The sequence below is a fragment of the Pseudomonas sp. MIS38 genome (assembly GCF_019891575.1).
Classification (GTDB): Bacteria; Pseudomonadota; Gammaproteobacteria; order Pseudomonadales; family Pseudomonadaceae; genus Aquipseudomonas; species Aquipseudomonas putida_A.
The window spans coordinates 44654-69571 of the sequence record NZ_JAFLXF010000028.1 but is presented as its reverse complement, the minus strand read 5'-3'; the positions used below and the strand labels follow the sequence as shown (position 1 = coordinate 69571).

The window sequence follows — 24918 nt, the reverse complement described above, 5'->3', positions numbered from 1 at the left end:
CTACTTAATAAGTGGGAGCGCAATACACGTCGTAGGTCTGGCGGATCATCAGCGCGGCGCTGAAACGCTCGCGCACGATGTTCCGGCCTTCGCTGCCGAGGTCGAGCAACCGCGGCTTCTGGATTCGCGCCAGCACGTCGGCCAGCGCCTGATGATCACCGGTGGGAAAGACGTAGCCGGACACTTCATGGGTGACCAGTTCGGGCAGTGACGTGCAGTTGCTGGCGATCACCGGCAAGCCCATGGCCATGCCTTCCAGCGGCACCATGGCAAAACCTTCCCAGCGGCTCGGAACGATCAGCGCGTCGGCCTGTTGATACAGCGCCTGCACTTCGGCCGGCGTGACCCACGGCAGGTACTCGACCGCGTCCATCTCGGGGCACTCGACCGTGTCCTCGTTGACCGCACTGCCGACCACCGTCAGTTTCAGATCACTGCGCTGCACCTTGGCGAAGGCCTTGAGCAGCACGTCGAAACCTTTCTGGTAGTCGAGACGACCGACGAACAGCAGATGGATCGGCGCGGGGCTCTCGGCCTTCGGCGCTTCGTCTCGCTGGTGGATGCCGTTGTAGATCAGCTTCATGCGCGAGCGCTGAATGCCGAACCGCGCAGCCTTGTCCATCTCGTAGCGGCTGACGCAGATGATCACGTCGGTGACCCGCTGCAGGACCCGCTCGATCCATGCGTAGATCTTCTGCTTGGTCGGCGAGCTTTCCATCAGGAACGAAAAGGCGTGCGGGCAGTAGACGATTTTCGGCTTGCGCCACGGTCGCAGAAGCACACAGACCACGCGGCCGATCACCCCGGAAAAGGTGCTGTGCAAATGCACCACATCGGGTTTTTCCTTGAGCATCACCCGGGTCAGTTGCCAGGCAAAACGCAGCAGCGAACGCACATCACGCCCGCTGCGTTCGAACGTGCGAATCTGCTGTGCATCGATGCCGTGCAGCTCTTGTTTCTGGTCGAGCGGCACCAGATAGACCAGCTCGTAATTCGAATCCTGGCCTTCGGGCGACGCCGAGATGGTGCGGATAACGGTGGCGACCCCACCTTTTATCGTTTCAGCCACGTGCAGTATTTTCTTCACAACCCACCCACTTTCATGCCTGTTGGAACGCCCCTGATTTCAGGATTTGTCCGACGCGTATTCGTAGTTGTAATAGCCATAGCTGCCATTGCCGTAGTAGCTGGCAGCGCGCTTCTCGACGCCGTTGAACACCGCGCCCTTGAGCTCGATGCCGTTCTGCGCGAAGCGGCGAATGGTCGCTTCAATTTCCTTGGCCGGGTTTACCGCAAACCGCGTGACGATCAGGCTGATCCCGGCTTCACGCCCGACAATCGCCGCGTCGGTAACCGCGAGCAGTGGCGGCGTATCGATGATCACCACGTCGTAGCGCTGACTCAGTTCGGCGAGCAGGTCGCGGAAGTTGGCGTGCATCAACAACTCGGAAGGATTCGGCGGAACCTGACCACGGCTGATGAAGTGCAGGTTGTCGATTTCCACCGTGTTGATCGCCTGCTCGATGCTGCAGCGCTTGACCAGCAGATCCGACAGGCCATTGGCGATCGGCACATTCAGCGTCTTGTGCAGGTGGCCCTTGCGCATGTCGGCGTCGATCAGCAGCACGCGCTGACCGCTCTGCGCCATGACCGCCGCGAGGTTGGACGAGACGAAGGTCTTGCCGACCTGCGGGCTGGGGCCGGAGATCATGATGCGGTTGTTGGTCGAATCCAGCGCGGCGAAATGCAGGCAGGTGCGCAGGCTGCGGATCGACTCGATGGACAGGTCGGTCGGGTTGCGCAGGGCCAGCAGATAGGCCGGCGTCTCGGCGGTGATTTTGGCTCGGCCTTTTTTCGTGTCCTCGTCACGCTGCAAGGCGCTGTAGGGAATGGACGCGTACACCGGCAGCCCGAGCTGTTCGATGGCTTCCGGCCCTTCCAGACCTTTGCTCAACGATTTGCGCAACAGCACCAGGGCTACGCCGAGAAAGGCGCCGAGGAACGTTGCGATCAGCACGATCAGGGCTTTTTTCGGTTTGACCGGGCTGCTCAGGTCAACATCCGCCGGGTCGATCAAACGCACGTTGCCCACCGCACCGGCGCGAACGATGTCCAGCTCCTGGGATTTGTTCAGCAATTGCGTGTAGATTTGCGAAGCCACTTCCACATCGCGGGTCAGGTTGAGCAGCTCCTGCTGCGTGGCCGGCAGATCACCGACCTTGCCTTCCAGCGACTTCTGCTGCTGAGTCAACTCACCGATCTGCGACATCAGCGCGCGATACGCCGGATGCTGTTTGGTGAACTTGCGATCCATTTCCGCCTGCTGCATTTTCAGCTCGGAAATCCGCGTTTCCAGCGCCACGGACTGACCGAGCACCGACTGGGTTTCCAGGGAAATGTTCACGGTCTTGCCGTGGGTCTGATACGCGTTGAGCGCGTCGCTGGCCTTGGCCAGATCACGCTTGACCTGCGGCAACTGGCTTTGCAGGAACGCCAGGCTCTGCGCCGCTTCCGCCGAGGTGCGGCGCACGTTCTGGTCCACGTAGAGCGCGGCGATCTTGTTGAGGATCTTCACCGCCTCGGCCGCATCGGCGCTGGCCAGCGCCAGACGGATAATCCCCGACTCTTTACCTTGCTCGGAGATATCCAGCGCATCCTGGTAACCCTGAATGGTCACGATCCGTGGATTGCGCACCACTTCAAAGCAAGTACCCGGGTTGGCTTGCAGGCGCTCGATCAAACCTTCGACGCCGTCCTGGGCGAAGGCTTCGCCGGCGACGCCCTCGACCAGCAGGTTGTCGTTGTCATCGAGCAACTGAAAGTGCTGTTGTTCGCCAGCCACCAGGGTGAGCTTCTTGCCCAACAACTCTTTGGGCAGATTGAGCCGGGTAAACTCCAGACGCTCGCCGCCCCAGGCGTAGCTGTTGAAGCCAAAACGCGGCGGCGCCACGCTGAACTCGGTTTCGCCGCGATAACGCCGGGCGAGAAAACCGCCGACCACCGGGAAGGTGTTGGGGGTGACGTCGATGTCCAGGCGCAGGTCGTCGACAGTTTTGCCGATCACCGCGCGGGACTTGATGATGCCGATTTCGGTCACCGACGGCGATTGCCCGCCGAGCATGCTGCTGAGGTCGGAAAAACCGAGCATGTCGTTCTTTTTCGGTTCGACCTGAACCAGTGCGTTCGCCAGGTACACCGGCGTCGCCAATACCGCGTAGGCAACACCAGCGGCCATGAATGCACCGGTGAATGCACCGATCAACCATTTCTGGTCGATCAAACTGCCGAATATGCCGAGAAGATCAATACTGTCTTGATCGTTATCACGGTTGGCGATTACTGACGGTAACTGCATAAGTCTTTCTTACCATTCACTGATCTGAAGAATATTCATCAATGTCCGAGGCGCTGCGCCCACGAGCTAACAGCATCTTCAATCAATGCATGGGCATGTATAAAAGCGGCCTTACCTTGACGATACGGATCCTGTATTTCTCGTTCGCTCTGCCACTTGCCAAGAAGAAATACTTTGCCTCGGGCGTGCGAGGCAATCTTCAGCACCTGATTCACATGTTGTTTTTCCATCACCAGAATCAGGTCTGATTCATTGACGATATCGGCGGTCAATTGCCGGGCCTGGAAACCCTCGGCGCTGTGCCCGTGGTCTTCCAGCACCTGGCGCGCCGAGGCTTCCATGCCTTCGCCGACCCGCGCAGAGAGACCTGCGGACGTCACCGAAATGGTTGAGGGGGTCAGCGCGCTACGCAGCAGAAGTTCTGCTGTCGGACTTCGGCAAATATTGCCAACGCACACGACGAGGATCTTTTTGAACAAGGTTTACATTCCTGTGTAATATCATTCTGCCAACATCTAGAGCGGATCTTAATGAACCCACTAGATCATTCTGCACTCAGAAATAGATTCGCCCTGTTAGTACCAGCGTATTAAGTACCACAGGGTCAAAAGCCGCCAAAACACAATTAACGGACTAAAAATAACTGTGATTTTCAGGTCTGGTTTTCCTGACAAAAAATAACATTGGCGCACTTAGTGCCATTGTTAGTTTCGAAACAGTTATCTCGAGATACCTTTTCGCCGTTGTCACTTCTCACCCGGAGAACCGACATGAAATCAGCCCATCTCAACCCCCTGAGCGCCCTGACCCTGTTACTGCTGGCGGCAACCGGCCAGAGCCAGGCCAATGAACTGTTCCCGGCATTGCCCGCCAATAAAACCATCGGGGTTCAGGTCAAAGTCCAGACCTTTTCCGCTGCCGACGCCGAGCGCGTCAAAGCCACCGGCTTCAGTTTCGTGCGTTTTGGCGTATGGACTGACAGCCTGCCCAGCGCGGCCTACCAGAAGCAGATCAGCGATGCCTTCGCCGTGGCCCGCGCTGCTGGTCTTCCGGTGCTGATGACCCTGCGCGCGACCAAGCCGTTACCGGCCAATGATCTGGCGAACGCGGGGGTCGCGTATGCCAACACGCTGACCAGCCTGGCAGCGACCTATGGCTCACAACTGGTGGCGATCGAGCTATGGAATGAGCCGGACCTCGGCACTTACTGGCCGACCGGCAATTTCGACACGACGTTCGTGCCGTTCATGAGCGCAGCGTGCAAGACCCTGCAAGACAAACCCCAGACTGTCCCGGTGATCGGTTTTGGCTTCGCCCGGCCGCCGACTGCCGGCTCGGCGTCCACCGTGGCACTCAACCGAATCGTCAGCGAATACCCCAAATGCCTCAACGCGGTCTCCTACCATCCCTACGGCATGAGCGGCACGCAGATCAGCAACGCCCAGGCGTTTATCCAGCAGAACTTCCATCTGCCGGGGGTGATCAGCGAATGGGGCATCTCGGCGCTTCCCTCCAACGGCGGAACTGAAGGCCAAGCCAGTAAAATCAGTGCATTCGTGGCCGATATCAAAACCCGCAACATTGCCCTGACCTCGATTTACGAGTGGAAAAACAGCGACACCGGCAGCAATGACCGCGAGAAGAATTTCGGTCTGTTGACGTCCGATGGCCAGCCGAAACCGGCCGAAACTGCGGTCAAAACCCAGCTGAGCCAGCAATAACCTCCATCAATGTGCTCAAGGGGCGCTGGCCGTCAGTTGCTTTGAACCTGCGGCCGATTTTGGCATCGTATTCATCGATACCGCGCCCCACCGTTCAAACAGCCGTTCTCAGGTTGTTGCCCCCGGGGAACCCGTTGCGCCTTGATGCCCTTGAGTGGCTGTCAACGCTCGGGTAATGTCGTCAAACCCACAGGACAGAGCACACCCATGACTTCCAAGCTGGAACAACTCAAACAGATGACCACCGTAGTTGCCGACACCGGCGACTTCGAAGCGATCGCCCGGGTCAAGCCGGTCGACGCCACCACCAACCCTTCCCTGCTGCTCAAGGCAGCCGCCATCCCCGCCTACGCCGAGCTGCTGAACGCCTGCGTCAGCGACTGCAAGGGCGACGTGGGCCTGGCCAGCGACCGTTTCGGCGTCGCCGTCGGCCAGGAAATCCTCAAAGTGATTCCGGGCCGCATTTCTACCGAAGTGGATGCGCGCCTGTCGTTCGACCAGGACGCCGTGCTCAAGCGTGCGCATCGCCTGATCGAGCTGTACGACAAGGCCGGCATCGGCCGCGACCGCGTGCTGATCAAGATCGCTTCGACCTGGGAAGGCATCCGCGCTGCGGAGATCCTCGAGAAGGAAGGCATCCAGACCAACCTGACCCTGCTGTTCTCCTTCGCTCAGGCTGCCGCTTGCGCTGACGCCGGGGTGTTCCTGATCTCGCCGTTCGTGGGCCGCATCTACGACTGGTACAAGAAGGCTAACGGCAACGACTACACCGGCGCCGATGATCCGGGCGTGCAGTCGGTCACCCGCATCTACAACTACTACAAGGCCAATGACTACAAGACTGTGGTCATGGGTGCCAGCTTCCGCAACCTGAGCCAGATCGAGCAACTGGCCGGCTGCGATCGCCTGACCATCAGCCCGGACCTGATCGACAAGCTCGCGGCAGACACTGGCAAACTGGAGCGCAAACTCGCCCCGGGCCACGCCGGCGAAGCGCGCCTGAGCCTCAACGAAGCGCAATTCCGCTGGCTGTCCAACGAAGACGCGATGGCTACCGAGAAACTGGCTGAGGGCATCCGTCAGTTTGCCCGTGACCAGGAGAAGCTTGAGGCGCTGCTGCAGGCCAAGCTGTGATCTGAGTCGCTGAAATGCAAAAAGGGCGAACCCGGTTGGGTTCGCCCTTTTTTGTGCCTGCTGGATTATTAGTGTTTTGGCGAGAGCTATCGCGAGCAGGCTCACTCCTACAGTGGATCTGTGGATTACTCAAGATTATGCGTCGAATGAGAAACCCTGTAGGAGTGAGCCTGCTCGCGATAGGGCCAGCAGGCCCTACCCACATTTCAGGCCATCAATGCCGTTCGAGGGCATTCACCAGATCATGGAAGGCTTCACGATTGGAGTCGTTCAGGCCCATGAGGATCTTGTGCGCTTCGAGCACCTTGATCCGCACCACTTCTTCGGACTGGTCCTGATCCGGCAGGTCATCCAGGCACTCGGGGCACGGCACCGGGTGGTTGACGATGTTGAACACCTGCTCGAAGCCCATCGACTGCAGCAGCCGGGTGATGTCTTCGTGGGTGGTGACGACGGTCGGCAGCAGGCCGACCTTTTGCCGCGACAGGATCGACAGTTTGGCCAGCAGGCCGAGGGTGGTGCTGTCGATGCTGCGGGTTTCGGTCAAATCGATCACGATCGCGTTGAAATTCAACGCGGTGAAGATTTTCTCAATAGTCGCATCCAACGCCGAACACAGGGTCAGGCGAACTTCACCGACGAACTTCAGGACGAAGGTGCCGTCCTGCTCGGCGAACTGGATTCTACCGGTACTCATTGAAGGTTCCTGCTCAACACCAACAGGGCGATATCATCCGGCATCTCCCCTAGCGTGGCCAATCCAAACACTTGCCGCAGACCATCCAGGCTGCCGCCCGCCGACTTCACCCGTTGGGGCAAAGCGGCTTCTTTTTCCTTGAGCGTCGGTTCTGGCAACAGATCCAGAATGCCGTCGGACATCAGCGTCAGGCTGAACGTCGGAGGCAGCTCAAGCACGTGATCTTCGTAGGTGGCCTCATTGAACAGGCCCACCGGCAAACCGCGGCCTTCGAGGTAACGAACACTGTCAGGCGTGTACAACACAGGCAACGGCAGATGGCCGCCGATGCTATAGGTCAACAAACCGGTCTCCTCGTCGATGACTCCACCGACCATTGTGACGTGTTTGCCCAGCTTACAACTGATCAGCCCCCGGTTGATATGACCAAGGACTTCCGAAGGCTTGAATTCCGGCAACGTGCCGTTGCGCTTGGACTCGAACAGCAGGCGCGTGGTCATGAACTTCAGCAGCACCGTGACGAACGCTGACGAGGCGCCATGGCCCGATACGTCGGCCAGGTAGAACGCCACCCGACGCTCGTCGACACGGAAGTAGTCGACAAAATCACCCGACAGGTACAGCGACGGGATGATCTGGTGGGCAAACTGGAACTCGTCGATGCGCCACGGGCTTTCCGGCAGCATGTTCATCTGCACCTGACGACCGGCGTTCTGGTCTTCCTGGAGCAGGTTCAGGCTGGCTTCGAGCTCGCGGTTGGCCTTCTCCAGCTTCTCGCGGTAGCGCTGGTTCTCCAGCAGCAGGCGCGCACGATCCAGCGCGCGACGCACCGAATGCTCGAGCACGGCCAGGTCTTCGAGAGGCTTGATCAGGTAGTCCGCCGCACCCAGGCGCAGCGCCTCGACCGCGTCGTTCATCACGCCGGCACCCGAAACGACGATCATCGGCGTTTGCGGTGAGCGCTCGGTGACCTGACGGATAAGTTCGAGACCACCCATCTGCGGCATGCGCAGATCGCAGATGACCAAGTCGGGCTTGTCTTGCTCGAATACCTGAAGACCCTGTTGGCCGTTGCTGGCCTGCAGGACGCTGAAACCACTGTCTTCCAAATAGGCCGCGAGGCTCGCGCGCACTACTTCGTCATCATCGATTATCAGCAGCGTGGCACTGGTTTTTGGCATGTGGGCAAACGGCGCCAGAATTAGGTTGGCGTAGCAGGCGGGGCATCGGCCCGGCTCAGACTACTGGATTCGCTTTCTAGCCTCTCTGCTGCACCGCTTTCGAGCATTGAGCCGGAACGCGATTGCACCAGAGGTGCCCTTCTAAGGCGCAGACGGTACTCCCATCCGCGGGGCGTTTCAAGCATGCGCCGATGGTCGCTTGACGACTTTACTTGTCAAATCACCGAGAGTTATAAGAACAGCTCAAACCGTAACCCAATGGAAGGTCGAAGCCATGAGTCAAACCGGTCGGGACTACAGCGAAAAGCGCGATTTCATACGCATGCGGGTCGATGCCGATGTGGTGTTGATTCATGAAGGTGATGAGATCGCCGGCGTGTGCATCGACCTCTCCAGCAGCGGCATGCAGGTCGAAGCACCGCGCCAGTTCGCGGTCGGTGACCGTTTGAGCGTGCGCATCGATTCCGATCATGCGGCGCTGAGCGGGCTGGAAGCGGAGACCGAAGTGGTCTGGGTCAAGGCTCAGGACGGCGATGGACAGAAGCTCGGCCTGACCATTCTGCAGATGAAATAAGCGCACACAAAAAAGGCGGCCTCGCGGGCCGCCTTCCTGTCATCGGTCGAAATCAGAAATCGTCTTCGACCTGACCATCCTTGACCTTGAACTCGCGGTTCTGCAGGTAGGCGTTGCGGATGAAGGTGTATTTGTCGCCGCTGATCAGCTTCTCGCTCGACAGCAGGCTGGCGCGGGTGTCGACGATGTTCAGGCCGAACACCGAGTTACGGACAGGCACGTCGTTGATGTAGCGGTACGGACCGGTGTAGCTGTCGACGTACTTGGACGGTGCATCACGCAGGGTGCTCGGGCCGAGCAACGGCAGCATCACGTAAGGGCCGCTGCTGACGCCCCAGTAACCGAGGGTCTGACCGAAGTCTTCGTCACTGCGATTCAGGCCCATTTTGGTACCGACATCGAAGAAGCCCAGCAGGCCGAAGGTGGTGTTGAAGATGATACGCGCGGTATCGACACCGGCTGCTGCCGGCTTGGCCTGCAGAATGTTGTTCGCCAGGTTGGTGACGTCACCGACGTTGCGGAACATGTTGTGGATGCCGTCTTCGAGGAACTGCGGCGTCACGAACTCATAACCCTGCGCCAGCGGCTTGAGCGCGTAGGTGTCGACGAAGTCGTTGAACTGGAAGATCGGGCGGTTGACGCTTTCCCAAGGGTCTTCTTCCGTTGCAGCGTTGGCGGCGAACGGAACCAGCAGGACGCTGGCACATACACATAGCTGAGCGAGAGGATTGCTCCAGCGCATAGAAAAACTCCTTGGATTTTTACTGGCGCGGGCACCCGGGCCCAGGCGTTAAGAGCGCTAGTATAAGCGCAAAAGCCGTTTTGGGCAGTCCACCCGTGAAGAGTAATGCAGGACGTTTCCAGGGAGCGCCTTCACACACCTGTCATCCAACTGTCACCGGCGTCGCCTAGCCTCATGCCTATTTCAGGGACGTTGCCATGACCCACGCTGAAGTCTTGCCTGTCGCCGCGCCCGGCCTGACCGCCGTGCTGTTCGGACTCAGTGGCTGTCTGGTGGATTTCGGCGCCCGTGCCCATCAACACGCCAGCGTACTGCCCGAGCACGCCGACGCCACACCCGGCGCACTCGACAGCCTGCTCAGCCTGCAGCGCCAGCAGATTCCCTGTGCGTGGATCGACGAGCTGCCCCCTGCCCTCGCGCAACCCCTGGCGGCCTCTCTGCCGGCGTGGATCAAACCGACGCAATATTCAGCAACAATCAATCCATGGCCCGCACCGAACGCCTGCTGGCAGGCGCTGATGGGTTTGAACGTCAGCTGCCTGGATGGCTGCGTGCTGGTGAGCGGCGAGCCCCGGTTGCTGCAAGCGGGCCTCAACGCCGGGCTGTGGACCATCGGCCTGGCGTCCTGCGGCTCACTGTGCGGCCTGTCGCCGAGCGAGTGGCAAGCGCTGAGCCAGAACGAACGCGACCAACGACGCGGTAAGGCAACCCTGCAGTTGTTCGGGCTGGGCGTGCATTCGGTGATCGATCATCTGGGCGAACTCGACACCTGCCTGGCCGACATCAACCTGCGCCGCCTCAAGGGCGAAAAGCCCTGACCGGGATCATGCAGGTTGCAGCAGAGTGGATTAATCTAAAGGTCAGCCATAGACCTTTGGCGCGCGGCTGCGGTCAATGCCAGTGCCTCTTGATAAAAGGAACCCCACCATGCCCGCCCAAGAACTGCAAAAACAACTCGACACCCTGCGCGAGCAACTGGAGCAGAATCCTCCGCTGTCCGAAGCCGAACGTGAAGATCTGCATGCGCTGATGGCGCAGATCGAATCGGAAATCAAACTGGAGAGCGCCACTCAGGATGCCAGCATCGCCGATGGCGTGAACCTGGCGGTGGACCGCTTTGAACTCGAACACCCGGCCATTGCCGGCACCCTGCGCAATATCGTCAATGCGTTGGGTAGCATGGGGATCTGATTTCCCTCCCCTGAAATGCAAAAAGCCCTGCCAGCGCTGGCAGGGCTTTTTCATTTCCACAATTTGAAACACATTCCAATGTGGGAGCGGGCTTGCTCGCGAAAGCGGTCTGTCAGCCAATGCATCATCAACTGACAGACCGCTTTCGCGAGCAAGCCCGCTCCCACAATTCAGATGTTTATTGACGGACCAGGCGGTGGTTCGGCAGTTGTACCGCTTCAGTGCTGCGATACGGGTTGATATCCAGCCCGCCCCGGCGCACATACCGTGCAAACACCGTGAGTTTCTCCGGCTTCAGCAAACGCTGCAGGTCGAGGAAAATCCGCTCCACACACTGCTCGTGGAAGTCCGAGTGCTGGCGGAAACTGACGATGTATTCCAGCAGACTCGCGTGATCCAGCGCCGCGCCACGATATTCCACCACCACGCTGCCCCAGTCCGGCTGACTGGTCACCGGGCAGTTGGATTTGAGCAGATGGCTATGCACGCTCTCTTCGACAATCTTCGAATCATCGCAACGCAGCAGTTCCGGACGCGGATGCTCATAGTTGCTGACGCTGATGTCCAGATCGTCGATGCACACGCCCGGCAACGCCACGACGCCTTCGGCTTCGACGTCCTTCAGGCTGCGTACCCGTACGCCGACCGGTTTGCCGGCAGCGGCCGACAGGTCCTTGACCAGCGTCGCCTCCAGGCTGGCGATATCGGCAAACGGTGTCTGATTCAGCGAGTTCAGGTACAACTTGAACGACTTCGATTCGATAATGTTCGGCGAATCCGCCGGAATGCTGAATTCACCGATCGCCACCACCGGCTTGCCCGATGGCAACAACCACGACAGTTCGAAGCAATTCCAGAAATCCACGCCTTTATACGGCAGGGTTTCGGCGGTCAGGCCCAGCTCGGCCCATTTCGCGGTGCGCGGAATCGGGAACAGCAGGGACGGCGTGTACGTGGCGATGTATTCGCTGGATTTGCCCAGCGGCGAATGTTCGGCTGCGGGATGCATGGCGGAAACCTGACTGAAGAATCAGCGGATTCTATCAGCCTTTGCGCCCGCCTTTGAGTGCTTACTGACTGACAGTCAGTTTGCCGACCATGCCCGCCTGGTAGTGACCGGGAATATTGCAGGCAAATTCCAGGCTGGTGGCCTTGCTGAAGGTCCACGTCAGCTCGGCGGTCTTGCCCGGCTCGACCAGCACGCTGTTGGGGTCGTCGTGCTTCATGCCGTGGTCCATGCTGCCGTGATCCATGTCCGCCATGTCGTGGGACATTTCTTTCATGCCGGTAGGCGTGAGCATGCCGCTTTGCTGCATCTGCAACATTTCCTGCTGGTGTTGGGCATGCATCGCCGCGTCACCGAGGTTGAATTCGTGCAGCAACTGGCCTTTATTCACCAGCACAAAGCGAACCGTCTCACCGGCCTTGACCTGAATCGCCTTGGGATCGAACGACATGTCGTTCAGTACAACTTCAATGCTGCGAGTAGCCTTGGCTGCTGGTGCCGGTTGGCCAAAATCATAAGTGTGCGCGGGAGCGGCCCAGACAGGTGAACTCAGCGCTAGCAAGCAGGCGGCGACGGCCAGAGGGTTGCGCAAAAACATAGTCATACTCCAACAAGATAAGGTTCAGCCTGTGGGAAACTCTAGCCCGCCTGCGCTGGCAGCTACCTGACAGGCAGATTACAACTTTGTCAGGTTGGCGTGTGTCGGCTGCTCCCACGGTATAACGCTTTTGTTCCTACAACCCGAGTCGCCCATGAAACTGCTGATCGTCGAAGACCAACCGAAAACCGGCCACTACCTGCGCCAGGGCCTGACCGAGGCCGGCTTCAACACAGAACTGGTGGCCGACGGCGTCAGCGGTCAGCAACTGGCGTTGAACGGGGATTATGCGCTGTTGATTCTCGACGTGATGCTGCCCGGGCGCAGTGGCTGGCAGATTCTGCAGGCGGTGCGCAACGCCGGCCTCGACACGCCGGTACTGTTTCTCACCGCCAAGGACGCCGTGGAAGACCGGGTGCACGGCCTCGAACTCGGCGCCGACGATTATCTGGTCAAACCCTTCGCCTTCTCCGAACTGCTGGCCCGGGTGCGCAGCCTGCTGCGCCGGGGCAGCGCCCTGCCCCAGGAAACCAGTCTGCAACTGGCCGACCTGCGTCTGGACCTGATTCGCCGTCGGGTCGAACGCAGTGGTCAGCGCATCGACCTGACCGCCAAGGAATTCGCCCTGCTGGAAATGCTCCTGCGCCGCCAGGGTGAAGTGTTGCCGAAATCGCTGATTGCCTCGCAAGTCTGGGACATGAACTTCGACAGCGACACCAACGTGATCGAAGTGGCGATCCGGCGCCTGCGCCTGAAGATCGACGATGACTTTCCCAACAAACTGATCCACACCGTGCGCGGCATGGGTTACGTGCTTGAAGAGCGTCCGGCCTGATGCGTCGCCTGTCGCTGACTTCTCGTCTGGCGCTGCTCTTTGCCGCCTGCACCGCCGTGGTCTCGCTATTCGCCGGAGTGCTGTTCAGCCGCGCCAGCGAGGCGCACTTCATTGAGCTCGATCAGCAATTGCTGGACGGCAAGCTGATCGGTTTGCGCCGAGCCTTGCAGGATGTGCAACCGGCTCAGCGTGAGGCGCGGCTGGCGGATGAGCTGAGCCGTCAGGCCGATCTGGCGCTGCGTATTACCGGCAGTGACGGCCAGCGCTGGTACGACAGCTCGATCAATTTACCGCAGGACTTGCCGCAACAGCCGGGCCTGTCGACCATCAGCCATGACGGCGCCGACTACCGCGTGCTCAACGCCCCGCTCTACCCTGACAAAACCGACTCGCCACAGCTCACTCTGCTGCTGGACATCACCCATCACCAGCACTTCCTGCAACGCATGCAGCATCTGATCTGGCTGACCGTCGGCTTGTCGGCCCTGGCCACTGCGCTGCTCGGCGCGTGGGCCGCGCGCAGCGGTTTGCGTCCGTTGCGCCGTATGAGCGCAGTCGCCCGTGGGATTTCTGCACATTCGCTCAACGCCCGACTGCCGGAAGCGCAAATGCCGCCGGAGCTTGCGGAAATGGCCCACAGCTTCAACGCCATGCTCGGACGCCTCGATGACTCGTTTCAACGGCTGTCGGCGTTCTCTGCCGACATCGCCCATGAACTGCGCACACCGCTGTCGAACCTGCTGACCCACACCCAGGTCACCCTCACCCGCCCGCGACCGATCGAGGATTACCGCGAAGCCCTGCACAGCAATCTCGAAGAACTGCAATGGATGGCGCAACTGGTCAACGACATGCTTTATCTGGCCAAGGCTGACCACGGTTTGCTGATGCCCAAGCGTGAGGCACTGGAACTGGCAGATGAGAGCGATATGCTGCTGGAGTTTTTTGCGCCACTGGCCGAGGACGCCGGGGTGACGCTGAGCCGCGAAGGTCATGCGCGCATGGAAGGTGATCGCAATATGTTGCGCCGGGCCTTGTCGAATCTGCTGGATAACGCGCTGCGCTTCACCCCGGCGTCAGGCAGCGTGCGCCTGTCCATCGTCGATCAACCGCACATAGCGCAGGTGTCGGTGGAGAACAGTGGCGAAGGCATTCCAGCAGAGTTGTTGCCACGGCTGTTTGACCGGTTTTATCGAGCAGATCCGGCGCGGCAGGAAGGCAGCAGTGAACATGCGGGGCTGGGGCTGGCGATTACCCAATCGATCGTCCGCGCCCATGGTGGGCAGATTCATTGCGAATCGGCTGCGGGGTGGACGCGGTTTGTGATTGAGTTGCCCAAGAAGGATTGAGGCCGACAGTTCCGGCCCCTTCGCGAGCAAGCTCGCTCCCACATTGGATTCGTGAACGACACAGATCCAGTGTGGGAGCGGGCTTGCTCGCGAAGGCGATATTGAAGCTTACGAATATCTCAGCGCGTGAGCAGGCTCAATCTTCGCCGCCCGCAACGCCGGATACACCGTCGCCAGGAAGCTCAGAATAAAGCCCGCCGAGCAGATCAACAGCACATCCCCGCCCTGCAATTCCGAAGGCAGGTTGCTGACGAAGTACACGTCGGAACTGAAGATGTGCTGCCCGGTAACGCGCTCGACCCAGCCAACCATTTCGCTGACGTTCAGCGCCGCGATCACGCCGAGCACGCCACCAATCAATGTGCCGACAATGCCGATCACCGTGCCCTGCACCATGAAGATCGCCATGATCTGCCGTGGCGTGGCGCCGATGGTGCGCAGGATCGCGATGTCTGCGCCTTTGTCGTTCACCACCATGATCAGCGTGGCGATGATGTTGAACGCCGCCACCGCGACGATCATCAGCAACAGCAGGCCGATCATGGTTTTTTCCATTTTCATCGCGCTGAACAGGCTGCCCTGGGTGTGAGTCCAGTCGTCAGCCTTGAACTCATCGCCCAGGCCTGCGGCGATGTCCGAGGAGACTTTCGGCGCGGCGTACAGATCCTTCACCGCAAGGCGCACACTCTGCACCTGATTCGGCTGCCAGTGCTGCATGGTCGCGGCATCGGCCACGTGGATCAGGCCCATCGAACCGTCCAGTTCGGCGCCGACCTTGAACACACCGACCACGTTCAGGCGCTGCATGCGCGGGGTAATGCCCCCCGGTGCGGTGCTGACTTCCGGCACGATCAGAGTGATCTTGTCGCCGACGTTGAGGCGGAAGCGCCGCGCGGTGATTTCACCGATCACTACACCGAACTCGCCCGGCTTCAGGTCATCGAGACGTCCCTGCACAATGTGCTGGGCCACAATCGACACCTTGCCTTCCTGGGCCGGGTCGACGCCGCTGATCTGGATCGGCTGCATCAAACCCTTGTAAGACAGCATGCCTTCCATCTCGGTGAACGGCACGGCGGCGGTCACTTCCGGATTTTTCAGCGCGGCGGCGGCGACCGGCTGCCAGTCATCGATCGGCTTGACGCCAACGATGGTCGCGTGCGGCACCATGCCAAGGATGCGCGAGCTCATTTCGCGCTGGAAGCCGTTCATCACCGACAGCACCACGATCATCGCCAGCACGCCGAGGGCGAGCCCGATCATCGAAGTCATCGAGATGAACGAAACAAAGCGATTGCGGCGCTTGGCGCGGGTATAGCGCGTGCCAATAAAGATCGATAACGGTCTGAACATTCGCTGGGGCACCGTATAAAAATAAAAGACCCGATGCCTTACACAGGCACCGGGTTTCGGTCGGTCAAATGGCGGTCAGGCAACCTTCTTGCAACTGCAGGACGCGGTCCATCTGGCGGGCCAGGTTCATGTCGTGAGTCACCACCAGGAACGCGGTGCGCATTGAAGTGCTGAGTTCCAGCATCAAGTCCTGGATGCCTTCAGCGGTGTGCGAATCAAGGTTGCCGGTTGGCTCATCGAGCATTACCAGGCCTGGATTGTTCACCAGCGCACGGGCGATGGCCACACGCTGGCGCTCGCCACCGGACAGCTCGGCCGGTTTGTGCTCCAGACGATGGCCCAGCCCCACCCGCTCCAGCAACGCGGTAGCGCGCTGACGTGCTTGCGGGATCGCGGTCTTGCCGATCAGCAGCGGCATGCAGACGTTTTCCAGCGCGGTGAATTCCGGCAGCAAGTGGTGGAACTGGTACACGAACCCCAAGGCACGGTTACGCAGCAGGCCACGCTTCTTCTCGCTCAGCGCCGACAGTTCTTCGCCGTCGAGCCAGACGCTGCCTTCAGTCGGCGTGTCGAGACCGCCCAGCAGGTTGAGCAAGGTACTTTTGCCGGAACCGGACTTGCCGACGATCGCCACACGCTCGCCCGGGTGCAACTCCAGTTGCAGACCGGCCAACACTTGCACCGACTCCGGGCCTTCCTCGTAGGATTTGCCCAGGTTGCGGCAGCTCAAAATTGCTTTATCACTCATGCCCGACTCACTCATAACGTAGCGCCTCCGCCGGCTGGGTGCGCGCGGCACGCCAGGCGGGATACAGGGTGGCGAGGAAACTCAGGACCAACGCAGCAGCGCAGACCATGACCACGTCCTGGCTCTGCACCTGCGACGGCAGGTAATCAATGAAATACACATCGGCGTTGAGGAACTTGTGGCCGATTAGCCCTTCGAGGGCGGAAATCGCCGCACTGACGTTGAGCGCAGCGAGAATACCGAGCACCGCACCAATCGCCGTACCGACCACGCCGATCACGGTGCCCTGCACCATGAACGTGCGCATGATCGTCCCCGGCGTGGCGCCGAGGGTACGCAGAATGGCGATGTCGCTCTTCTTGTCATTTACCACCATCACCAGCGTGGAAATGATGTTGAACGCAGCCACCGCGACGATCAGCAGCAATAGCAGACCGATCATGGCTTTTTCCATGCGGATCGCCTGATACAGGTTGCCGTGGGTGCGGGTCCAGTCGCGGGCGTAGTAATGGTCTTCGCCCAGTTGCTGGGCGATGGTCCAGGCCACGCGCGGCGCCTGGAACAGATCATCGAACTTCAACCGGATGCCCTGCACCTGATCAGGCTTCCAGCGGTGCATTTTCGCCAGATCCTGCAGGTTGGTGACGCCCAGGTAGCCGTCCAGCTCACCGGCGCCGACATGGAAAATGCCAACCACGGTAAAGCGCTTCATGCGCGGGAACATCCCGGCCGGGGTCACGCTGACCTCCGGCGCGACGAAGGTGACTTTGTCACCGAGGCCCACGCCGAGCTTGGTCGCGGCCTTGTCGCCGATGACGATGCCGAAGCTGCCCGGTGTCAAATCGTCGAGTTTGCCCTGCTTCATGAAGTTGTCGATGATCGACACATTGCGCTCGAGCGCGGGGTCGATGGCGTTGAGCAACACCTTGGACACCTGGCCGTTGTTGGTCAGCAAACCCTGCATCTGGGTGAACGGCGCAACCGCCGTCACCTCAGGGTTGCGTTTGACCTTGGCGGCCAGGCTCTGCCAATCGTTGATCGGCTCGCCGGTTTCAAGAGTCGCGTGGGGCACCATGCCCAGCACGCGGGTGCGCATCTCATGATCGAAGCCGTTCATCACCGATAGCACCACGATCATCACGACCACGCCAAGGGCGAGCCCGATCATCGAAGTCAGGGAAATGAATGACACAAAATGATTGCGACGCTTTGCACGGGTATAACGCGTGCCGATAAATACGAAGAGAGGTCTGAACATGTCGGGGCTTGTTCGGAGGGAAAAGGAACGTCCTTGTGGCGGGGGTCGATAACCAGCTTTACACTCAGACCACCGCCGCTACCATGGGTTCGCCATGTCGACATTAGATGAAGAAGATCGCCGCGAATACTACCGTATCGAGGACATGATCGCACTGGAAATTCGGCCCCTGTCCGCTCCCGAAGCGGCAGGCCAGGAAGTGTTGCAGGATGCTTCCCCGCTGTTCAACCTGCTCAGCGAACTGCACCTGAGCGAATTCGAGTCGCAGCACCTGTTACGCCAGATCAGCGAGCGCGACCGGGCGATCGCTGCGTTCCTCAAATCCCAGAACAAACGCATCGACCTGCTCAGCCAGGTGGTCGCCCTGACCGTGCTCGGCCATATCGGCGAGCCACAACCGGTGATCATCTCCGAAGGCGGGATCGACTTTCAGCACCCGACCCCAATCGCCACCGGCGCGCACCTGTCGGTGAAACTGGTGCTGATGCCGCAGGCACTGGGCCTGCTGCTGCGCGCCCGCGTCACTCATTGCGATCGCAAGGGCGACGGCTACGACGTCGGCACAGAGTTCGAACACTTGACCGACGCCCAGCGCCAGTTGCTCGCCCGCTATATCTTGCAGAAACAGGCCCAGGAACGACGCCTGGCCCGTGAACAGAACGAATCAGGCATTTAAATTAAGGAAGCACCGTGACCCTCATCTACGGCCACCGCGGCGCCAAGGGCGAAGCACCGGAAAATACCCTGAGCAGTTTTCAGGAATGTCTCAAGCACGGCGTGCGCCGTTGCGAACTGGATCTGCACCTGTCCAAGGACGGCGAGCTGATGGTGATCCACGACCCGACCCTCAAGCGCACCACCGATCGGCGCGGCAAGGTGGTCGAACACACCGCCGCCGAACTGGTGACCTACGACGCGCGTAAGGGCGGCCCGGGCTGGATCAAACCGTGCCCGATTCCGACCCTGGAAGAACTGTTCGAGCAGTGCGATTTCGAGCACTGGCAACTGGAAGTCAAAAGTGCTTCACGCACCCGCGCCGCGACTACCGTACTGGCGATTCGCGAAATGGCTCAGCGTCATGGCTTGCTGGACAAGGTCACCATCACTTCGAGCTCACGGGAAGTGCTGAAAGCGGCGCTGGACCTGGTGCCGGACGTGTCGCGTGGACTGGTGGCCGAATACGCCTGGCTCGACCCGCTAAAGGTCGCCGCCAGCTATGGCTGTGAGATTCTGGCTCTGAACTGGACGCTGTGTACGCCGGAACGCCTGCAGAAGGCGCAGCGTCAGGGGCTGCATGTCTCGGTGTGGACCGTCAACGAGCCTGCGCTGATGCGCAGACTCGCCGACTTCGGCGTTGACAGCCTGATTACAGACTTTCCCGGTTTGGCCACTGCCACCCTTGAGAATTGCTGAAATCGGTCTCCCCGGCCGGCTCAGGCCACCGGCCGGAGCCCGTCAAAAAAGCCGGTTGAGGCCGTCGTACGCTGCTACCCGATAGGCTTCGGCCATGGTCGGGTAGTTGAACGTGGTGTTGACGAAATACTTCAGGGTGTTCAACTCGCCCGGCTGGCTCATGATCGCCTGACCGATGTGCACGATCTCCGACGCCTGATAACCGAAGCAGTGGACGCCCAGCACTTCCAGGGTTTCACGGTGGAACAGGATCTTCAGCATGCCTTGCGGCTCGCCGGCGATCTGCGCACGCGCCATGCTCTTGAAGAACGCCTTGCCGACTTCGTACGGCACCTTGGCCTGGGTCAGCTCCTGCTCGTTCTTGCCGATCGAACTGATCTCCGGAATGGTGTAGATACCGGTCGGCACGTCATTCACAAAGCGCCAGCTGCCGTTATCGACGATGCTGCCGGCAGCCGAACGACCCTGGTCATGGGCGGCACTGGCCAGGCTCGGCCAGCCGATCACGTCGCCAGCGCCATAGATGTTCGGCACGCAGGTGCGGTAGGCCTCGTCGACTTCGATCTGGCCACGGCTGTTGACCTTGACCCCGATGTTTTCCAGACCGAGCTGGTCGGTGTTGCCGGTACGGCCGTTGCACCAGAGCAAGGCATCGGCCTTGATCTTCTTGCCGGACTTCAGGTGCAGGATAACCCCGTTATCGACGCCCTCAACGCGATCGTAATCTTCGTTGTGGCGCACGGTGATGTTGTTGTTGCTGAAGTGATAGCTCAACGCCTGGGAGATTTCCGAGTCGAGGAAGCTCAGCAACTGACCGCGGTTGTCCACCAGTTCAACCAATACACCCAGACCGCTGAAGATCGAGGCGTATTCACAGCCGATCACGCCGGCGCCGTAAACGATCAGTTTGCGCGGGGTGTGGCCGAGGCTGAGGATGGTGTCGCTATCGTAGATGCGCGGGTGATTGAAATCGATGTCCGCCGGGCGATACGGGCGCGAACCGGTGGCGATGATGATGTGCTTGGCCACCAGCTTCTCGACCACGCCATTGGCGCAGACCACTTCGATGGTTTGCTCGTCGGCGAAGCTGCCGGTGCCGAAGAACACGTCGACGCGGTTACGAGCGTAGTAGCCAGTGCGCGAAGCGACTTGTTTGGAAATGACTTTCTCGGCGCTTTTCAACACGTCCGGGAAGGAGAACCAGCGCGGTTCGCCGATCGCCCGGAACATCGGGTTGGTGTTGAACTGCATGATCTGCCGCACCGAGTGACGCAGGGCCTTGGACGGGATGGTTCCCAGGTGGGTGCAGTTGCCGCCGACCTGGCGACGGCTGTCGACCATTGCCACCTTGCGCCCCGCTTTGGCGGCGTTCATTGCCGCGCCTTCTCCCGCCGGGCCGGAACCCAACACCACCACGTCGTAGTTGTAGACAGCCATGCGTACTCCTCAGAACAGGCCGCGGTGCCAGCAGCACCGGCGGCTAAATCACGCCGAATCGTGGCGCGAAGGAACAATTGGGGGTCAGTAAAGAACCCGGACACAGTCTATAGAAGCGTCAACGCCGCGCACATTAACCCTTGGTCGCGTCGTAGGCTACTTTTGCCTGCACTACAACGCCAGCTTTCGTACTGTTTTCAGTCAACCTTTGCGCCACTGAGGCGTTCGAAAGCCGCACTGGTGCGGATAACAAAACCTGTATCGGCACGAATCACGAAGAATGCACCAATGTCGTGTTTTTCGGCATAGTCCCAAGCCCTTTCAGGCCCGAGAATCAGCAACAGCGTCGATAGTCCATCGGCCATCAACGCTGAAGGATGAATTACCGTGACTGACGCCAGGTTGTGTAGGACCGGCGCCCCGCTCCGCGCATCGAAGGTGTGGGAATAACGCCGGCCACCTTGCAGGAAATAGTTACGGTAATCACCGGAGGTGGAAACCCCGTAGCCGTCGACCTGAATGATCCGTTCGGCCACCTGTTGATCGTCTCGCGGCTCTTCCAGCGCAATACGCCAGGATGAGCCATCAAGCTTCTTGCCCTTGGCCTTTAGTTCACCGGTGGCTTCGGCGAGATAGTCATGGATGCCCATCGACTCGAGCCTGGCGGCGATGGTGTCGACCGCGTAACCGGCGGCGATGCTGTTGAAGTCGACTTCGACAGCGGCGTCCTTGCACAAGCGGTCGCCGTCGATATGCAAATGGCGGTAGCCGACTCGCTGCAGGGTTTCGGCCAGCGCGGCGGAGTCGGGGACTTTCTCTTCACGCCCTTGCGGGCCGAACCCCCACAGGTTCATCAGCGGTTCGACAGTCAGGTCGTAGGAACCTTCGCTTTGCTCCGACAGCTGCTCGCCGACACGGACCAATTCGAGCACGGCAGCCGGCAGGGTCTGACAGCTGTTCGCCGGCAAGGCATTGAAACGTTCGATGTCGGAGTCACTGCGATAGGTCGACATCTGCCGATCCACTTCCGCGAGGATAGCCTCCACTTCTCGGCGAACTTGCGCCGGTTCGGCAACACCGGTGTGTCGCACGTACTTGATCGAATACGTGCTGCCCATGGTCGCCCCCCCAAAGCTTTCCATGGACTCACCGTTGCCACAGGCAGCGAGGACAACCGCCACACTCACAAGCCAAACCCACCGTCCAGTGAACAATTCTTCATCTCCCCATAAAAGCGCGCCAGCCATTATGGATCAAAGGCCCGCACGCTCCCCAACGGATGCAACGCGTCATAAGAAACCAATAATGAGTAACTGAAAATGTCCTCGACCACGGGCAAAGGCAAAGCGATTTTTCGCGTTGTCAGCGGCAATTTTCTCGAGATGTTCGACTTTATGGTCTATGGCTTCTACGCCACGGCCATCGCCAAAACCTTCTTCCCGGCCGACAGCGCCTTCGCTTCCCTGATGCTTTCCCTGGCCACCTTCGGTGCCGGCTTCCTGATGCGTCCGCTGGGCGCGATCTTCCTTGGTGCCTACATTGACCGCCACGGTCGTCGCCAGGGCCTGATCATTACCCTTGCGTTGATGGCCGCCGGTACGATCCTGATCGCCTGCGTGCCGGGCTATGCCACTCTGGGTGTCGCAGCGCCGTTGATTGTGCTGTTCGGTCGTTTGCTGCAAGGCTTCTCGGCCGGCGTCGAGCTAGGCGGTGTTTCGGTGTATCTGGCGGAAATCGCCACGCCGGGCCGCAAAGGCTTTTTCGTCAGTTGGCAGTCCGCCAGCCAGCAGGCGGCGGTGGTGTTTGCCGGCCTGCTCGGAGTGGGTCTCAACCACTGGCTGAGCCCGGAACAGATGGGTGACTGGGGCTGGCGCGTGCCGTTCCTGATCGGCTGCATGATCGTTCCGGTGATCTTCATCATTCGTCGCTCGCTGGAGGAAACCCCGGAATTCCAGGCGCGTAAACATCGCCCTACCCTGCGGGAAATCGTCCGTTCGATCGGTCAGAACTTCGGCATCGTCATCGCCGGCATGGCGCTGGTGGTGATGACCACGGTTTCGTTCTACCTGATCACCGCCTACACCCCGACCTTCGGCAAGGCTGAACTGCATCTGTCGGATTTCGACGCGCTGCTGGTGACCGTGTGCATCGGTCTGTCGAATTTCTTCTGGCTGCCGGTGATGGGCGCGGTGTCCGACAAGATCGGGCGCAAACCCCTACTGCTGGCGGCGACCATTCTGGCAATCCTGACCGCTTACCCGGCATTGTCGTGGCTGGTGGCGAACCCGAGCTTCAGTCATTTGCTGATCGTCGAACTGTGGCTGTCGTTCCTGTACGGCTCGTACAACGGAGCGATGGTGGTGGCGCTGACCGAAATCATGCCGGTGGAAGTGCGCACCACCGGGTTCTCGCTGGCCTATAGCCTGGCGACGGCGACCTTTGGTGGCTTCACGCCGGCAGCCTGTACTTATCTGATCCATGTGCTGGACAACAAGGCTGCGCCGGGGATCTGGCTCAGCGGTGCGGCGGTACTGGGGTTGATTGCGACGCTGGTGCTGTTCCATGGCAATAAGCATGAGCTGCGGACTGCGCAAGCGGCCGTGGCAGGTGGCGCCCGATAAAACGCCTTCGGGAGCAAGCCCCCTCCCACAAGGTCCGGTGGTGCCAACATGATTGTGTGAACACCGCCAAACCTGTGGGAGGGGGCTTGCTCCCGAAGAGGCCGGTACAGGCAATAAAGATTCAGCAGGCATAAAAAAACGCCCCGACCTAAGTCGGGGCGTTTTCATTTGCAGCGAAGGCTTAGCGCGGGAACGCTGGCGGGTTTACACCGGCCATGTCTTCCATCACGCGAACCACCTGGCAGCTGTAGCCGAACTCGTTGTCGTACCAGACGTACAGCACAACGCGGTTGTCCTGAACGATGGTTGCTTCAGCATCGACCACACCGGCGTGACGCGAACCCACGAAGTCAGTGGACACCACTTCCTGCGAGTTGACGAAGTCGATTTGCTTGTGCAGATCGGAGTGCAGCGCCATGTAGCGCAGGTACTCGTTCATCTCTTCACGGCTGGCGGCTTTCTCAAGGTTCAGGTTGAGAATGGCCATCGACACGTTTGGCGTCGGAACGCGGATCGCGTTACCGGTCAGCTTGCCGGCCAGCTCAGGCAGGGCCTTGGCAGCCGCGGTGGCAGCACCGGTTTCGGTGATGACCATGTTCAGCGCGGCGGAACGGCCACGGCGATCGCCCTTGTGGAAGTTGTCGATCAGGTTCTGGTCGTTGGTGTACGAGTGAACGGTTTCGACGTGACCGTTGATGATGCCGAACTTGTCATTCACAGCCTTCAGCACCGGCACGATGGCGTTGGTGGTGCAGGAAGCGGCGGACACGATCTTGTCGTCAGCGGTGATTTCGTTGTGGTTGATACCGTGAACGATGTTCTTCAGCTTGCCTTTGCCCGGCGCGGTCAGAACAACGCGAGCGACACCCGGGCATTGCAGGTGCTGACCCAGGCCATCGGCGTCGCGCCATACACCGGTGTTGTCCACCAGCAGCGCGTCTTTGATGCCGTACTGGGTGTAATCCACCTCGGTCGGGTTCTTCGCGTAGATCACCTGGATCAGGTTACCGTTGGCGGTGATGGTGTTGTTTTCTTCGTCGATGACGATGGTGCCGTTGAACGGACCGTGTACCGAATCGCGACGCAGCAGGCTGGCGCGCTTGGTCAGGTCGTTTTCGGCGCCTTTGCGCACGACGATGGCACGCAGACGCAGACCGTCGCCACCACCGGTTTTCTCGATCAGGATGCGCGCCAGCAGACGACCGATACGACCGAAGCCGTACAGCACAACGTCAGTGCCTTTGCGGGCCGAAGCGTTTTGCTGACCAACCACGTCAGCCAGTTCTTCACGCACGAACTGCTCGGCGCTGCGGCCATTGCCTTCGCTGCGGAATTTGAACGCCAACTTGCCCAGGTCTACCGAAGCCGCGCCGAGCTTGAGCTCGCTCATGGCTTTCAGCAGAGGGAATGTTTCGTGGACGGAGAGTTCGCTATCGTCGGAGGAACGGTGGCGAGCAAAGCGGTGAGCTTTGAGAATCGCGATGACAGACTGGTTGATCAGGCTGCGGCCATAGATCGAGCTCACCACGTTGTTATTGCGGTAGAGCTGACCGATAAGCGGAATCATCGCTTCTGCGAGTGCTTCACGGTCGATCCATTCACCAAGACACTGGTCGGGCTTCTGAGTCACGGGAACCTTCCACATGTAGGGGCAGAAAAAAGGGGCTACATTATGCCGCCGAGAACCTCTTGTAGCAATGCGCGC

The 24918-nt window shown here is 60.0% G+C and carries 24 protein-coding genes; 10 read left to right on the top strand and 14 right to left on the bottom strand.

What is annotated here, in order from left to right:
• Nucleotides 1-4: 4 nt before the first annotated feature.
• Genes J1G18_RS25210 through J1G18_RS25200 form a run of 3 tightly spaced genes read right to left on the bottom strand, consistent with a single transcriptional unit; the run spans nt 5 to nt 3834 of the window.
• On the bottom strand, nt 5-1087 hold the full coding sequence (locus J1G18_RS25210; protein WP_027611474.1) for a glycosyltransferase: 1083 nt from the start codon (nt 1085-1087) through the stop codon (nt 5-7).
• Between the two features lie 39 nt (nt 1088-1126).
• A complete protein-coding gene (locus J1G18_RS25205; protein WP_223009028.1) occupies nt 1127-3355 on the bottom strand; it encodes a polysaccharide biosynthesis tyrosine autokinase in 2229 nt (742 codons plus the stop codon).
• Nucleotides 3356-3393: 38 nt separating this feature from the next.
• Nucleotides 3394-3834 carry a low molecular weight protein-tyrosine-phosphatase gene (locus J1G18_RS25200; RefSeq protein ID WP_047600109.1) on the bottom strand — a complete coding sequence of 147 codons (441 nt, stop codon included), beginning with the start codon at nt 3832-3834 and terminating at the stop codon, nt 3394-3396.
• A gap of 291 nt (nt 3835-4125) precedes the next feature.
• Between J1G18_RS25200 and J1G18_RS25195 the strand changes: the two genes are divergently transcribed.
• Nucleotides 4126-5076: a glycosyl hydrolase family 5 gene (locus J1G18_RS25195; RefSeq protein ID WP_223009018.1), complete on the top strand. Its 951-nt coding sequence runs from the start codon at nt 4126-4128 to the stop codon at nt 5074-5076.
• A 207-nt stretch (nt 5077-5283) separates the two neighbouring features.
• Nucleotides 5284-6210, top strand: a complete 927-nt coding sequence (gene tal, locus J1G18_RS25190) for a transaldolase (protein ID WP_027611470.1) — start codon at nt 5284-5286, stop codon at nt 6208-6210.
• A 214-nt stretch (nt 6211-6424) separates the two neighbouring features.
• Here tal and rssC read toward each other — a convergent pair whose 3' ends face one another.
• Nucleotides 6425-6907 (bottom strand): anti-sigma factor antagonist RssC, encoded by a 483-nt coding sequence (gene rssC, locus J1G18_RS25185; RefSeq protein WP_003226553.1) that lies wholly within the window; start codon nt 6905-6907, stop codon nt 6425-6427.
• Entirely contained in the window at nt 6904-8088 is a 1185-nt protein-coding gene (gene rssB, locus J1G18_RS25180; RefSeq protein ID WP_041074010.1) for a two-component system response regulator RssB, read from the bottom strand. Before rssB ends, rssC begins: the two co-directional genes overlap by 4 nt.
• A gap of 274 nt (nt 8089-8362) precedes the next feature.
• Here rssB and J1G18_RS25175 point away from each other — a divergent pair, with 274 nt between their 5' ends.
• Nucleotides 8363-8662 (top strand): PilZ domain-containing protein, encoded by a 300-nt coding sequence (locus J1G18_RS25175; RefSeq protein ID WP_134786945.1) that lies wholly within the window; start codon nt 8363-8365, stop codon nt 8660-8662.
• A 52-nt stretch (nt 8663-8714) separates the two neighbouring features.
• Here the strand turns inward: J1G18_RS25175 and J1G18_RS25170 are convergent, their stop codons facing one another.
• The gene (locus J1G18_RS25170) at nt 8715-9404 is read right to left on the bottom strand and encodes a VacJ family lipoprotein (RefSeq protein WP_115989289.1); all 690 of its coding nucleotides are present in this window, start codon (nt 9402-9404) and stop codon (nt 8715-8717) included.
• Nucleotides 9405-9601: 197 nt separating this feature from the next.
• Between J1G18_RS25170 and J1G18_RS25165 the strand changes: the two genes are divergently transcribed.
• Entirely contained in the window at nt 9602-10222 is a 621-nt protein-coding gene (locus tag J1G18_RS25165) for a phosphatase (protein ID WP_103368826.1), read from the top strand.
• A gap of 109 nt (nt 10223-10331) precedes the next feature.
• Nucleotides 10332-10595, top strand: coding sequence for a DUF4404 family protein (locus J1G18_RS25160; protein WP_083368391.1), 264 nt, complete (start codon nt 10332-10334; stop codon nt 10593-10595).
• Nucleotides 10596-10773: 178 nt separating this feature from the next.
• Here J1G18_RS25160 and queF read toward each other — a convergent pair whose 3' ends face one another.
• Both queF and J1G18_RS25150 read right to left on the bottom strand, forming a co-directional pair.
• Entirely contained in the window at nt 10774-11604 is an 831-nt protein-coding gene (queF, locus tag J1G18_RS25155; RefSeq protein ID WP_098964791.1) for an NADPH-dependent 7-cyano-7-deazaguanine reductase QueF, read from the bottom strand.
• Nucleotides 11605-11665: 61 nt separating this feature from the next.
• Entirely contained in the window at nt 11666-12199 is a 534-nt protein-coding gene (locus J1G18_RS25150; RefSeq protein WP_223009016.1) for a plastocyanin/azurin family copper-binding protein, read from the bottom strand.
• 154 nt (nt 12200-12353) lie between these two features.
• On the opposite strand from J1G18_RS25150, the gene J1G18_RS25145 reads away from it, so the two are divergent.
• A complete protein-coding gene (locus J1G18_RS25145) occupies nt 12354-13034 on the top strand; it encodes a heavy metal response regulator transcription factor (RefSeq protein ID WP_134786948.1) in 681 nt (226 codons plus the stop codon).
• Nucleotides 13034-14383 carry a heavy metal sensor histidine kinase gene (locus tag J1G18_RS25140; RefSeq protein WP_223009014.1) on the top strand — a complete coding sequence of 450 codons (1350 nt, stop codon included), beginning with the start codon at nt 13034-13036 and terminating at the stop codon, nt 14381-14383. Before J1G18_RS25145 ends, J1G18_RS25140 begins: the two co-directional genes overlap by 1 nt.
• A gap of 108 nt (nt 14384-14491) precedes the next feature.
• Here J1G18_RS25140 and J1G18_RS25135 read toward each other — a convergent pair whose 3' ends face one another.
• The 3 genes from J1G18_RS25135 to J1G18_RS25125 all read right to left on the bottom strand — a co-directional run bounded on the left by J1G18_RS25135 (nt 14492) and on the right by J1G18_RS25125 (nt 17742).
• Entirely contained in the window at nt 14492-15736 is a 1245-nt protein-coding gene (locus J1G18_RS25135; RefSeq protein ID WP_134786950.1) for a lipoprotein-releasing ABC transporter permease subunit, read from the bottom strand.
• Between the two features lie 64 nt (nt 15737-15800).
• Entirely contained in the window at nt 15801-16484 is a 684-nt protein-coding gene (gene lolD / locus J1G18_RS25130; protein ID WP_177325613.1) for a lipoprotein-releasing ABC transporter ATP-binding protein LolD, read from the bottom strand.
• A 7-nt stretch (nt 16485-16491) separates the two neighbouring features.
• Nucleotides 16492-17742 carry a lipoprotein-releasing ABC transporter permease subunit gene (locus tag J1G18_RS25125; protein ID WP_007968198.1) on the bottom strand — a complete coding sequence of 417 codons (1251 nt, stop codon included), beginning with the start codon at nt 17740-17742 and terminating at the stop codon, nt 16492-16494.
• Nucleotides 17743-17836: 94 nt separating this feature from the next.
• Between J1G18_RS25125 and J1G18_RS25120 the strand changes: the two genes are divergently transcribed.
• Nucleotides 17837-18418: a PilZ domain-containing protein gene (locus tag J1G18_RS25120; RefSeq protein WP_007968195.1), complete on the top strand. Its 582-nt coding sequence runs from the start codon at nt 17837-17839 to the stop codon at nt 18416-18418.
• 14 nt (nt 18419-18432) lie between these two features.
• Entirely contained in the window at nt 18433-19155 is a 723-nt protein-coding gene (locus tag J1G18_RS25115) for a glycerophosphodiester phosphodiesterase (protein WP_008087738.1), read from the top strand.
• A 42-nt stretch (nt 19156-19197) separates the two neighbouring features.
• On the opposite strand, the gene sthA is transcribed toward J1G18_RS25115, so the two are convergent.
• On the bottom strand, nt 19198-20592 hold the full coding sequence (gene sthA / locus J1G18_RS25110; protein WP_003226580.1) for a Si-specific NAD(P)(+) transhydrogenase: 1395 nt from the start codon (nt 20590-20592) through the stop codon (nt 19198-19200).
• A 197-nt stretch (nt 20593-20789) separates the two neighbouring features.
• Entirely contained in the window at nt 20790-21839 is a 1050-nt protein-coding gene (locus J1G18_RS25105; protein ID WP_223009005.1) for an FAD:protein FMN transferase, read from the bottom strand.
• A gap of 72 nt (nt 21840-21911) precedes the next feature.
• On the opposite strand from J1G18_RS25105, the gene J1G18_RS25100 reads away from it, so the two are divergent.
• Nucleotides 21912-23213: an MFS transporter gene (locus tag J1G18_RS25100; protein ID WP_223009003.1), complete on the top strand. Its 1302-nt coding sequence runs from the start codon at nt 21912-21914 to the stop codon at nt 23211-23213.
• Nucleotides 23214-23394: 181 nt separating this feature from the next.
• Here the strand turns inward: J1G18_RS25100 and J1G18_RS25095 are convergent, their stop codons facing one another.
• Complete coding sequence (locus tag J1G18_RS25095; protein ID WP_003226583.1) at nt 23395-24858, bottom strand: glyceraldehyde-3-phosphate dehydrogenase; 1464 nt, start codon at nt 24856-24858, stop codon at nt 23395-23397.
• Between the last annotated feature and the right edge of the window lie 60 nt (nt 24859-24918).